Origin of the sequence: Rhizobium acidisoli (genome assembly GCF_002531755.2) — a bacterium.
Taxonomy (GTDB): domain Bacteria; phylum Pseudomonadota; class Alphaproteobacteria; order Rhizobiales; family Rhizobiaceae; genus Rhizobium; species Rhizobium acidisoli.
The window spans coordinates 584,410-596,520 of record NZ_CP035001.1; the positions used below are offsets into that span (position 1 = coordinate 584,410).

Annotated in this window: 9 protein-coding genes; 5 read left to right on the top strand and 4 right to left on the bottom strand. The window is 62.9% G+C overall.

Annotation, left to right across the window (positions count from 1 at the left end):
• Together CO657_RS31895 and CO657_RS31900 are read right to left on the bottom strand one after the other, a co-directional pair.
• On the bottom strand, nucleotides 1-1,407 hold the full coding sequence (locus CO657_RS31895) for an FAD/NAD(P)-binding protein (RefSeq protein WP_054184036.1): 1,407 nt from the start codon (nucleotides 1,405-1,407) through the stop codon (nucleotides 1-3).
• A 297-nt stretch (nucleotides 1,408-1,704) separates the two neighbouring features.
• Nucleotides 1,705-2,322, bottom strand: coding sequence for a flavodoxin family protein (locus tag CO657_RS31900; RefSeq protein WP_054184035.1), 618 nt, complete (start codon nucleotides 2,320-2,322; stop codon nucleotides 1,705-1,707).
• 123 nt (nucleotides 2,323-2,445) lie between these two features.
• On the opposite strand from CO657_RS31900, the gene CO657_RS31905 reads away from it, so the two are divergent.
• The 5 genes from CO657_RS31905 to CO657_RS31925 all read left to right on the top strand — a co-directional run bounded on the left by CO657_RS31905 (nucleotide 2,446) and on the right by CO657_RS31925 (nucleotide 9,462).
• A complete protein-coding gene (locus CO657_RS31905; RefSeq protein ID WP_197283904.1) occupies nucleotides 2,446-4,407 on the top strand; it encodes an ABC transporter ATP-binding protein in 1,962 nt (653 codons plus the stop codon).
• Between the two features lie 74 nt (nucleotides 4,408-4,481).
• On the top strand, nucleotides 4,482-6,380 hold the full coding sequence (locus CO657_RS31910) for an ABC transporter ATP-binding protein (RefSeq protein WP_054184034.1): 1,899 nt from the start codon (nucleotides 4,482-4,484) through the stop codon (nucleotides 6,378-6,380).
• Between the two features lie 456 nt (nucleotides 6,381-6,836).
• Nucleotides 6,837-7,154 (top strand): hypothetical protein, encoded by a 318-nt coding sequence (locus tag CO657_RS31915; RefSeq protein ID WP_003595032.1) that lies wholly within the window; start codon nucleotides 6,837-6,839, stop codon nucleotides 7,152-7,154.
• A gap of 148 nt (nucleotides 7,155-7,302) precedes the next feature.
• On the top strand, nucleotides 7,303-8,343 hold the full coding sequence (locus tag CO657_RS31920) for a LacI family DNA-binding transcriptional regulator (protein WP_054184033.1): 1,041 nt from the start codon (nucleotides 7,303-7,305) through the stop codon (nucleotides 8,341-8,343).
• Nucleotides 8,344-8,424: 81 nt separating this feature from the next.
• On the top strand, nucleotides 8,425-9,462 hold the full coding sequence (locus CO657_RS31925) for a LacI family DNA-binding transcriptional regulator (protein WP_054184032.1): 1,038 nt from the start codon (nucleotides 8,425-8,427) through the stop codon (nucleotides 9,460-9,462).
• 6 nt (nucleotides 9,463-9,468) lie between these two features.
• Here the strand turns inward: CO657_RS31925 and CO657_RS31930 are convergent, their stop codons facing one another.
• Both CO657_RS31930 and CO657_RS31935 read right to left on the bottom strand, forming a co-directional pair.
• Entirely contained in the window at nucleotides 9,469-10,761 is a 1,293-nt protein-coding gene (locus CO657_RS31930; RefSeq protein WP_054184031.1) for an MFS transporter, read from the bottom strand.
• Nucleotides 10,762-10,901: 140 nt separating this feature from the next.
• Entirely contained in the window at nucleotides 10,902-12,101 is a 1,200-nt protein-coding gene (locus tag CO657_RS31935) for a multidrug effflux MFS transporter (RefSeq protein ID WP_054184030.1), read from the bottom strand.
• Between the last annotated feature and the right edge of the window lie 10 nt (nucleotides 12,102-12,111).

The window sequence follows — 12,111 nt, forward strand, 5'->3', positions numbered from 1 at the left end:
TCAGACCGCCTTGACCTGTGGATAGAACCGCTCACCGACCCGCTCGGCAGCGGCATAGGCCTGCGAGACGATTTCCGGCACGAGATCGATATCGGGCAAGCTGCCAAGGCCGAGCGGGCCGATGGCAAAAAGCCCGGCGATTGCCGAGCCGTCCTCGAAAAAAGGCTCGCCGCGCGCGTTCACCGCCAGCCCGAGCGAGAGCTCGTCCGGCATGGCAAGGCCGGCGGAAAACAGGCTCTGGATCAGCGGCGCCGAAAGATCCGGCGCCTGACAGCGGCAATCAATGATGCGCTCGGCATGGATGATCTCCTCGGCGGAGGAACCGGCCGGCGTGAAAAACAGGCCGCTCAGGCCTCGGCGGCCGGCCCGCCCGCGGCGCAGCACCGTGCGGCCTTCGGCAAGCTCGCGTTTCAGGCGCAAGTGCATCGCCTCCGGCAGGCGGTTGCGATGGCTGTCGTAGATTGCCCGCAAATGCCGGTTGAACTGGTGCTTGTCGCGGGCCGGCAGCGATCGCCAGAGCGAGCGGGCATGTTTCCTAAGGCCGTTCATCACAGATTGCCAGCTACGACCCTCTTCTTCAGCCTCGCGGCAGGCCTGGCGGATGAAGCGGACGATGGCGGGAAGGCTCTCGGGCAGCGCTTCGGCCGGAAACACCGGATCGGCTGAATTCGGCGTATGGCTCTGAGGCAGGAAGCCGCGTCGGGAAATGATCGTCACCTGGCCGGCATAACCGGAATCGCGCAGCTGCAGCAGCTGGTCGACGACGCGGATGCCGCTGCCGAGCAGCACTGCATGCGGCCGTGCCACGAGGCGCTGGGCCCTGACCGGCGAAGCCTGCCGCTCCCCGGCATCGGGATCGTTCAGTCCGTAGCCGGTTGCAAGAATCACCGTATCGAATAGCGGATTGGCAGGATTGGCGCTCTCGAGCAGGAAGCGGTTGCCATGGCTCCTGCGGATTGCCACGACCGGATCGTTGCAGACCTGGACGGTAATGTCCCTGCGCGCGGCAAGCGCTTCCGAGAAACGCTGATAGACGTAGTCGCTGAAGATTTCCTTCGGCACGAAGATCTGCCGGAAACCGGGGATGGCGGCCGGCACCGCGGCGCGGAAGGCGGCATTGCTGCAGAGCCAGTCGTTGAAATCGTCATTGTCGCCGAGTGACACCGAGAGATCGCGCACGCGGGTATTGAGGATCGTCGAGGCCCGCGCTGACGCCAGCGCCTGCCCGCCGCTGACCGACGAATTCGGATCGAACAGCTGCAAATGGAAAGGCGCGCGCAGCGTTTTCATCAAGGCGATGGCCGCCATCATGCCCGAAAAGCCGCGGCCGACGATCGCGATACGCGGCACGGCCGATATCTGTGCCGCCACATTAGCTCTGGCGGAAAAAAGTCCCTGAACCGTCATCGCAACTCCTTTGCGGCTTCATCCGCACCGTGTGTCGATCGAGGTTTCAACGCATAGAAGCGGATCATGCGTTGATGAGGCTCATACGGCCATTTACGAACATCTGCCGCAGCATCGAGGTCCGAGCCGGAGGCCTCGACAGTGCCCGAGCGGAGCAATCACGCTCGGTCTATAGTCTATAAAACTAGTCGTGTATCAAAGCGCTAAATCTCGCGCATGGCAAGAGCTTTCTTGCCGTGGCGATTCAAGCCATTGAAAGATAACGGGATTTAGAAGTATCGAGGCGTTTTGTCGGCTTCAGCCGCCCTCGCCCGGATATTGCTTTGCATTTAGAAGGCCCGCCAGATGCGCTGTATTGCGGGCCAGCATGTCGACGGCTTTGGTCACTACTTTCGGGACCTTGTCGAGCTCGACGAAATTGGTGGAGCCCATCGCTTCGCCGACCCAGTAGGCGACGGCATTGGCCGGGATCGTGAAGCCGACGTCGTTCAGCGCCTGGTAGATCTCGGCCGACACATGATGGGCGCCATCCTCGTTGCCGACGACGGCGACCGCCGCGACCCTGCCGTAAGAGATCATGCGGCCTTGATCGTCGGTCTCGTCAAGGAAAGCATCCATGCGCTCCAGCGCCCGCTTGCAGACGCTGGAGGGCTGGCCGAGCCAGATCGGTGTCGCCATGATCAGGATATCGGCGGCGAGCAGCTTGGCGCGAATATTCGGCCAGTCATCGCCTTCGCCCTCGTCCGATGTGACGCCCGGCTTGACGTTGAAATTGGCAAGCCGGAGAACCTCCGTCTTGACGTCATAGGCCGAAAGCGCCTTGCCGATGAGACCGATCATCCGGTCGGTCGAAGACGGCGCCTTGGCATCACTTGATTTCAAAGTTGCATTGAGAGCGAGGGCTTTCAGCGGCATGGTCTCTCTCCGGAAATGATTGCCCCACGGGGGTTGTCTGCCGCAACCCACCCGCGCGCCGATTGTTCCCATGGGGATGCGAGGGGACCTCACGTAAAAATAACCAGTTGGTGAATTCTTTACTTGAACCCCCAAATGGAATCGGCAAAAGTGATGGTGCTATCAATCCTTTCATGGATTTGCCGTCTTTTCGGGCCAGCGTCCGATCACACATCTATTGGAAAAAATACCGTGAGCAGCGATGCGTTAATACGCGCGACGAAGCCTTCGGCTTCGATGGCGCTTGCAACTGCGGCAGGCTGGGGCCGAGGCCTCTTCACCTTGGTCCGCATCACCATGATGGCCTTCCGTCACCCCTGGCAATCGGGCTTTGCGATCGGCGCCACGCTCGTCGCCTCCACCTTCCAGCTGATGATCCCCCGTCTTCTCGGCCAGGCGGTCGACCACACGCAGATGGCGATGAGCGGCGGCGCGGCCGGCCAGGCGGCACAGGACGCGCTGTTGACCACGGCGCTGCTCCTGCTCGGCGCCAGCGTGCTGCGCGGCCTCTTCACCATGGTCCAGAACTATTACAGCGAAGCCGTCGGCCATCATATCGGCTACGAATTGCGGCTGGCCTGCTACGAGAAGATCCAGCGGCTCTCCTTCAGCTTCCATGACACCGTGCATTCCGGCGACCTGATCACCATCGGCCTGCTCGATCTCGAAGGCGTGCGCATGTATTTTTCCACGGCGCTCGTCCGGATGATCCTGCTGTCGATCCTGATCGGCATCGGCGCCTATATGCTGCTGTCGACCGATATCGTGCTCGGCCTGCTGGCGCTCTCCTTCGTACCCTTCGTCGGCTGGCGCTCCTCGGTGACGCAGCTCAGGCTGCGCGCCACATGGCTCGACCTGCAGGAGCGGCTGTCGGTGTTGACCCGCATCATGGAGGAAAATCTCGGCGGCATCCGCGTCGTGCGCGCCTTTGCCGCGCAGGACCACGAAATGTCGAAATTCGAAGCGGCGTCGAAAAACGCGCTGGCGCTCGCCCATCAGCGCGTCGGCATCCGTGTGAGCAATACCAGCGCCATGACCTTCTCCTTCTTCGCGGCGATGGGCCTGGTGCTCTTCGTCGGCGGCGGCAAGGTGATGTCGGGCGAGATCACCGTCGGCACGCTCGCCTCCTTCCTGACCTTCATGACCATTTTGCAGATGCCGGTGCGCCAGCTCGGCCTGATGGTCAATGCTTTCGCCCGCGCTTCCACCTGCGGCTCACGCCTCTTCAGCCTGCTCGACCTCGCCATCGCGATCAAGGATGCGCCGGATGCCAGGGAATTGGCGGTGACCGGCGGCGTGCTGCGCTTCGAGAATGTCAGCTTCGCCTATCCCGGCTCGGAAAAGCGCATTGTCCTCCATGATGTGTCCTTCGAAGCCAGGCGCGGCCAGACGATCGGCATCGTCGGGCCTCCGGGCAGCGGCAAGTCGACCATCGCCCATCTGATCCCGCGCTTCTATGACGTTAGTGGCGGCAAGATCACCATCGACGGCCAGGACATCCGCAAGGCGACGCTGCAATCGCTGCGCCGGGCGGTTGCCGTCGTGCAGCAGGATTCCTTCCTGTTCACCACGACGATCGAAAACAACATCGCCTATGGCGACCCCTGGGCGAAGGAAGGCCGCATCGAACGCGCCAGCGAGAGCGCCCAGCTGCACAATTACGTGCTCGGCCTGCCCACCGGCTACGACACCGTCGTCGGCGAGCGCGGCGTTTCGCTGTCCGGCGGCCAGCGCCAGCGTCTTTCAATCGCCCGCGCGCTGATGCTGAAGCCGGCAGTGATGGTGTTCGACGATTCGACGGCGGCGATCGACGCGGCCACCGAGCAGCGCATCCGCAGCGCCATGCGCCGCTATGCCGCCGACCGCGTCACGATCATCGTCGCCCACCGCCTGAGTTCACTGATGCATGCCGATCAGATCCTGTTCGTCGAAGACGGCCGGATCGTCGAACGTGGAACGCACTCGGCGCTGCTGGCGCTCGGTGGGCGCTACAAGGCGCTCTACGAGCTGCAGGTGCGGCCGGGCGACGAAGTGTTGAGCGCGTAACTTTCTCCTCCCAACCGGGAAGAGAAGGCAATGAAATGCAGGCCATCCGACGTCATGGCCGCGGGAGGAATGGGATGGCCGAGGAACTGGAAACCGAGCGTCCCGACGTTCGCGAAGATGGGCGCCGCCCACCGCGAGCAGTCGTCGGTTCGCATCGCGTCGAGGAGGAAATGTTCGGCAAGGCCTTCGACGGCAATATCGTCAAGCGCATCTGGGCTTTCGTTCACCCCTATCGCCGCCAGGTCGCCTGGTCGGTCGTCGCCGTCCTGACCTTCACGATGATGCAGTTGCTGATCCCGCTGATCATCCGTTACGCCATCGATCACGGCATGTCGCCGGGCGGCAGCCCTTCGGCGCTGATCTGGTCGATCGCCGCCTTCGCCATCGCCATCCTTATCAACTATGCGGCAAGCTACGCGCAGGAGACGCTGGTCGGCGGCGTGGCCGAAGACGTGCTCTTCGATATCCGCAGGGCGATGTTTTCGCATCTCCAGCGCGTCTCGCTCTCCTTCATGGACAAAACCGAGGTCGGACGGCTGATGTCGCGCCTGCAGGGCGACGTCAACTCGATGCAGGAATTCCTCGAAACCTCGGTTCTCTCGGTCGGCGACATCGTGCTGCTCTTCGGCATCGTCTTCGTCATGCTCTATCTCGATTTCAAGCTGGGGCTGCTGACGCTCTCGGTGCTGCCGGTGCTGTTCATCGTCCGGCTGTTCTGGCTGCCGCTCGCCCGCAAATCCTTCATGGCCGCGCACGAGACCAATTCGGTGGCCAATGGTGCGCTTGCCGAAGCTATCCACGGGGTCCGCGCCGTCCAGAGCATGGATCGGCAGGGCGTCAACTTCACGCTTTACGACGACAAGGCGCATGCGAACCTCAGGACGCATCTGACGGCGGCCCGTTATGCCCAGGTGATGGTGCCGATCGTCGACAGCCTGACCGGTGTGGCGATGGCGCTCGTCATCGTCGTCGGCGGCGCCCGCGTTCTGAACCAGGCCCTCGATGTCGGCGTGCTTGTCGCCTTCCTGTTCTACATCCAGCGCTTCTTCGACCCGATCCGTTCGCTCACCTTGCAATATTCGGTGATGCAGCGCGCCATGGCTTCCGGCCAGCGGCTGACCGAGGTGCTCGACGTGCCCGTCGACATTAAGGACGCGCCCGACGCCAAAGCCCTGTCTCGCGACATGGACGGCTCGGTCGAATTCAAGGACGTCGTCTTCGGCTACAATCCGAAACATCCGGTGCTGAAACATGTGAGCTTCAAGGTCAATCCTGGCGAGACGGTGGCGCTTGTGGGTCCGACAGGCTCCGGCAAATCGAGCTGCATGTCGCTGATCCACCGCTTCTACGACGTGCAGCAGGGGCAGGTGCGGGTCGGCGGCCACGATGTGCGCGAGCTGACCCAGGATTCGCTGGGTGCGCAGATCGCCATGGTGCTGCAGGAACCCTTCCTCTTCACCGGCACCGTCTTCGAAAACATCCGCTACCACAAGCTTGAGGCGACGCGTGAACAGGTGATCGAGGCGGCCAAGGCGGTCGGCGCCCATGATTTCGTCATGCGCCTGCCCGATGGCTACGACAGCGTTCTCGGCGAACGCGGCGGCAATCTTTCGCTCGGCCAGCGCCAGCTTTTGAGTTTTGCCCGCGCGCTGGTGGCGGATGCGAAGATCCTGGTGCTCGACGAGGCGACGGCCAATATCGACAGCTATACCGAGATGCTGATCCAGAAGGCTTTGGTAAAGCTTCTCGAAAATCGCACCGGTCTCGTCATCGCCCATCGCCTGGCGACCATCCGCGAGGCCGACCGCATCATCGTGCTGCAGAACGGCGAAGTCATCGAAAGCGGCGACCACCGGCAATTGATGAAGAACGGCAAGCTGTATTCTAAGCTCTATAATCTCAACTACGCCTCGTTCGACGATATTCCCGAAGACGTGCTGGAAGAGACGACCGCGACGCAATCGGCGACCTAGAGCCTTTCCCTGGTTAGATTGAAGCATTCTGTTGGCTCAAACGGAGTCGGATGGTGACCGGCCGGCCGCGTCGTAGCCAAGCTCTACGGCCAAGCCGGCCGGTCGATCAGGCGGCCCGTTTCAGCCACCTTACCGCAGATTTGCCTGGCAAATCTGCAAGACCCTTGAATCGCCGGACGCACTTATCGCTTCGCCATAGCGAAGCGGTCCGGCCGGTGGGCCGGGCTCTCTAGCCTAGCTCAGAGGCGATCGGCTCGGACGTACCTATGCCCGTCGCCGATCGCCTCTGCCCTCACGAAAACCTGCTCCGGCAGAATCCTTCAATCTAACCAGGAAAGGCTCTAAGACTAAAGACGGATGACATGCATTAACGCATGTTGCAAAGTTTGAACGAACCAACGCCTTGCTGCCGCATTTCCCTCTTAATCGGGGGCCGGTACCACTGAGGAGAACATTATGAAGAGAATTGTTAGCAGCCTGTTGATCGCGACGGCCCTAGTTGGATCGGCTATTCAGCCCGCTGCCGCGCGTGACCACCATCACCACAATAATACCGGCCGCATCATTGCCGGCGGCGTCGCCGCAGGGGTTGTCGGCGGCCTGATTGGCGGCGCGCTTGCCAACGGCAGCCCTCGCTACGTCGATGAAGGCCCGCGTTATGTGGAGAGCCCACGCTATGTCGAACCGCAGCCGAGATGCTGGTACGAGGACCGCGACGTCCGCAACCGCTATGACGGCGGCTACCACGCCGAAACCGTGCGGGTCTGCGAGTAAAGACTTAAGCTTTGGCAGCGTGATCTCATCGCCGCTGCTTTATCCCTCGGCCGAGGCTGCTTCCGCAGTCTCGGCTTTTCTCTGCAAAAAATTCCCCCGCCGCCCGCCTGTCATGCAACTGTCAGAGACGAGCAATAGCTGAGAACCAATGAATGATGGTCCCGTGAACGACGGCAAAGTGCCGAAAAAAGAGCGCATGCGTTTTGTCAGCGCCGAGCAGGTGGCGCAACGGGCGGGCGTTTCGCGCTCCGCCGTGTCGCGCACCTTCACGCCGGGCGCAAGCGTTGCGCCGGCAACGCGGGAAAAGGTGCTGCGGGCCGCTGAAGAGCTCGGCTATCACGTCAATGATCTGGCGCGCGGCGTGCTCGCCAATCAGAGCCGCCTCGTCGGCATCGTCGCGACCCGGCCGGAAGTCGGTTTTCGCGCGCATCTGGCCGCAGCCCTTGCCAAATCGCTGATCGGCCGCGGCAGCATTCCGATCCTCGTCAATACCGGCCAGACGGAAGAGGAGCTGCTCGCCGCCCAGAAGATGTTGATCGGCCACCGCGCCGAGGCGATCATAATCCTCTCCGGCTCGCCGCCGGCAAGTTTCCTCGAACTCGCCCAGCGAAACGGCCAGCCGCTCGTCGTCATTGGCCGGTCGGAACCCGACGCCGACCACGTGCGCGCCGGCAATTCCGAAGCCTCCCGCAGGGCGGCGACGGCCTTTTACGAAAGCGGCCGCCGGCGGCTGGCGGTGATCGGCTCCCATTCGGGAACGCCTGCGATCGTCGAGCGCGAAAGCGCCTTCCTGTCGGCGGCCGAATCGCTCGGCGCATCCGTCGTTGTCGCACGCGGCGACGATTCCGATTATCAGGGCGGCGTCACCGCCGGCCGCGCGCTCTTCTCAGAAAAATTAAAGCCCGACGCCGTCTTCTGCGCCAACGACTTGATCGCCTTCGGATTGATGGATATCGCGCGCCAGGAAGCGCGGCTGCGCATTCCGGAAGATCTCGCCATCATCGGCTTCGACGACGTTCCGGAATCCGCCTGGCTGAGCTACCAGCTCACCACCTTCCGCCAGGACCCGCTTGTTATGGCGCAACGCGCCGTCGCGCTGATGGAGCGGCGGCTTGAAAACCCGGACGCTCCGCCGGCTTCCGAACGCGTCATTCCGGAACTCGTCATCCGCCAGAGCTTCAGGCCATAATCCCTCCCCCGACTTTTCGCAGCCGCCATCCTGTGGCAAGAAAGGACAAATGCGATCCGATCGGGAGGAAAATCGTCGGAGATGAAGGGAATTCGCCAGCTCGCCGAGCATCTCGACATTTCGATCGGGACCGTGTCCCGGGCGCTGAACGGCAAGCCCGACGTCAATGACGAAACGCGCCGGCGCGTGCTCGCTGCTGCCGAAGAGCTCGGTTATGTCGCCAACCAATCGGGTCGCAGCCTTCGCCAGGGCATGACCAACGTCATCGGGCTGATGCTCGAGGTCAGCCGCGAGACGGTCGAAAACAGCGACGACTTCTTCCTCGGCGTCACCGACGGGCTGCAGAGCGTCTTTTCCCGGCACAAGCTCGATCTGGTCATGCTGCCCTGCCCGGATGACGAGGATCCGCATGAATATCTGAAACGCATGGTGGCGCGCCGGCTTGTCGACGCGCTGATCATCTCGGCGACGCGCCGCACCGACCGGCGCATCGAGCTTTTGGAAAAGGCCCGCGTTCCCTTCGTGGCGCTCGGCCGCAGCGCGTCCGGCGGCAGCTATACCTGGATGGATCTCGATTTCGAGGGCGTTGCGGCCCGCGGCGTCGACCGGCTGGTGGCAAAGGGCCATCGGCGGATCGCGGTCGCCGCCCCCTCCTCCGACATCAACCTCGGCTATATCTTCCTCGACAGTTACCGTCAGGCGCTGCAACGCCACGATATTGCCTTCGACCCGGCGCTGGTCATCCGCGTCAAGTCGAGCGAACAGGGCGGCTATCAGGCCGGCCACGAACTGCTGATGATCGAGGATCGGCCGACCGCGATCATCCTGATCCACGAGCTGATGGCGATCGGGCTTTACCGCCGGCTGGCCGAGGCCGGCATCGTGCCCGGCCGCGACCTCGCCGTCGTCGGTTTCCGCGAGGAGCCGCGCACGCATTTCCTGCAGCCGTCGCTGACCTCTTTCCGCATGTCGCTGCGCGATCTCGGCGCCCAGCTCGGCGAAACCCTGCTCGCCAGCATGCCGGCCTATGCCGAGCACTATCCGCAGGGCGCCCGCAACCGGATCTGGCCGCTGGAACTCGTTCCCGGCGAAAGCGATGCTTTCACCCTTTCGCCCTAACGCTCCTCAGACCCGGCTCGGTGCCGCCGGGGGCTCCCGGCTCGACAGCTGACGTGTGACGAAGAAGACCAGGAGGGCGCCGGCGGCTAGGCAGGCGGCGAGGAAGAACATCGGCGCGATCGTGCTGCCGCTCTGATCCTTGATCCAGGGCACGACGTTCTGGGCAACGAAACCGCCGAGATTGCCGACCGAATTGATGGCGGCAAGGCCGGCGGCTGCCCCCGCACCTTTCAGGAAGCGCGAGGGCAGGCTCCAGAACACCGGCTGCGGCGCGAAGATCCCGGCGGCAGCGACGCAGAGGAAGGCAAATTGCAGCGCGTGGTTCGGGATCAGCGCCGAGAGCAGCAGGCAGGCGGCGCCGATGAAGGCGGGGATGACGATATAGGGCGTCTTCGATTGCGCCTTGTCGGCCATCGCCGGCACGGCATAAAGCGCCACCGCCACCAGCAGCCAGGGAATGATGTTGAGGAAACCGTTGACCGTGTTGCTGACGCCAAAGGCCTTGACGATGGTCGGCAGCCAATAGCTCAGCCCGTAGGCCGACAGCGGAAAGGCGACATAGCAAAGCGCCATCAGCAGGACGCGCGGGTCGATCAGCGCCTTGAAGCCGTTTCCGGCATGTTCGCCCATGCCGGCATTTTCCGCGGCGAGCCGACGTTCGAGCCAGTCCTTTTCCGCACCGGTCAGGAAGCTCGCATTTTCCGGCCGGCCGGGAAGATAAAAGAAGGTGACGATGCCGGCGATGATGGCGGGAATACCGGTCGCCAGGAACACCCACTCCCAGCCGGCAAAGCCGTAGAGGCCGTCGAGATCGAGCAACACGCCGCCGAGCGGCGCGCCGACGGCATTGGCGATGGCGCTGAAGATCATGAACAGCCCGACCATCCTGCCGCGATAGACCGAGGGAAACCACAGCGTCAGCAGATAGAGCACGCCCGGAAAGAAGCCGGCCTCGCAGACACCGAGCAGGAAGCGCAGGATATAGAACATTGTCGCATTCTGCGTGAAGGCGAGGGCAACGGTGACGATGCCCCAGGAGACCAGGATGCGGGCGAACCAGACGCGGGCGCCGAGCCTGTCGAGGAAGAGGTTGCTCGGCACCTCGAAAAGAAAATAACCGATGAAGAACAGCGAAGCGCCGAGGCCGTAGGCATATTCGCTCATACCCAGCGCATCGACCATCTGCAGCTTGGCGAAGCTGACATTCTGCCGGTCGATATAGGCGATGAGATAAAGGATGCCGAGAAACGGCATCAGCTTCCAGGTGATTTTCGAGATCAGCCGCTTCTCATCGACCATTGCGTATTCTCCGGAATGACATTGCTAGGTCGGAACGTAGATAGCGCCGCCCGTCAATATTCAATTGCGCGAGGTATTTTCTCCGATGCCGCAACCCTGATTGGTGGCCGCGCCCGGGGTTCAGGTGCGGCTTGTCCTGATCATTCGGCGGCGGCAACCGCGGCACGGCGGCCGATCGTTGCCTGGGTCAGCACGAAGGCTGCGAAGGCGCAGACGGCGATGCCGGCGGCCATCGGAACGGCCGTGCCGTCGAAAAACAGGCTCGATATCACCATGGCGACGGCGGCGATGACGAAGTGAAGCGTGCCCATCAGCGACGAGGCCGTGCCGGCGATGGCGCCGTGATCCTCGAGCGCCAGCACAGCGCTCGTCGGAATGACGAGGCCGAGGAAGCCGTAGCCGATGAACAGGAAGCTCGCCATGACCGGCAGCTGGTTGAAGCCCGCCGCCATCACCACGGCCATGACGACCATGGCAAGCGCGAAGGCGCTGACCGCGATCCGCATGACGCGCACCAGACCGAAACGCTCGCCGAGCCAGCCGGTCGCCTGCGACACCGCAAAGAAGGAGACCGCGTTGATCGAGAAGGCGAAGCTGTATTGCGTCGGCGTCAGCCCGTAGTGCTGGATCAGCACGAAGGGCGAGTTGGCGAGATAGACGAGGAAGCTCGAAATGCCGAGGCCGCCGATGAAGGTCAGCGTCAGAAAATTGCGATCGGAAAGCAGCAGCCGGTAGGCCGTCATGGCGCTCTTGAGGCCGCTGCCGCTGCGCTCCTTGGCCGGCCGGGTTTCCTCAAGCTGGGTAGCGAGTAAGACAAGGCCGATGAAGGCGGCAATCGTCACCGCCCAGAACACGCCGCGCCAGCCGTAGAATTCGATGACGGCGCTGCCGGTCAGCGGCGCCAGGATCGGCGAAATCGAAAAGACCAGCATCAGCAGCGACATCAGCCGCGCGGCCTGCACGCCGGTATGCATGTCGCGGACGATGGCGCGGGGGATGACCATCCCGGCGGCACCGCCGATGCCCTGGACGAAGCGGAAGGCGATCAGCGTTTCGATATTGGTCGAGAGCGCGCAGCCGATCGAAGCGACGGCGAAGATGCCGATGCCGAGATAAAGCGGCATCTTGCGGCCCCACATATCCGACAGTGGACCGTAGACAAGCTGGGCGAGTGCAAAGGAGATGAAGAAGGCGAGAAGGGTCAGCTGAGTGACGTTGTTATCGGCATGCAGGTCCTGGCCGATGGAGGGCAGCGCCGGAAGATACATGTCGATGGCGAAAGGCCCGATGGCCGAGAGCAGGCCGAGAATGAGGGCCATGCGAAAGAAGGAAGCCGTCATAAGGGTGATC

Excerpts from the sequence above, each read along its gene's own strand:
- CO657_RS31910 (WP_054184034.1), top strand. The coding sequence starts at position 4,482 with ATGGCCGAGGAACTGGAAACCGAGCGTCCCGACGTTCGCGAAGATGGG.
- CO657_RS31935 (WP_054184030.1), bottom strand. The coding sequence starts at position 12,101 with ATGACGGCTTCCTTCTTTCGCATGGCCCTCATTCTCGGCCTGCTCTCG.
- CO657_RS31925 (WP_054184032.1), top strand. The coding sequence starts at position 8,425 with ATGAAGGGAATTCGCCAGCTCGCCGAGCATCTCGACATTTCGATCGGG.
- CO657_RS31900 (WP_054184035.1), bottom strand. The coding sequence starts at position 2,322 with ATGCCGCTGAAAGCCCTCGCTCTCAATGCAACTTTGAAATCAAGTGAT.
- CO657_RS31920 (WP_054184033.1), top strand. The coding sequence starts at position 7,303 with ATGAATGATGGTCCCGTGAACGACGGCAAAGTGCCGAAAAAAGAGCGC.
- CO657_RS31915 (WP_003595032.1), top strand. The coding sequence starts at position 6,837 with ATGAAGAGAATTGTTAGCAGCCTGTTGATCGCGACGGCCCTAGTTGGA.
- CO657_RS31930 (WP_054184031.1), bottom strand. The coding sequence starts at position 10,761 with ATGGTCGATGAGAAGCGGCTGATCTCGAAAATCACCTGGAAGCTGATG.
- CO657_RS31895 (WP_054184036.1), bottom strand. The coding sequence starts at position 1,407 with ATGACGGTTCAGGGACTTTTTTCCGCCAGAGCTAATGTGGCGGCACAG.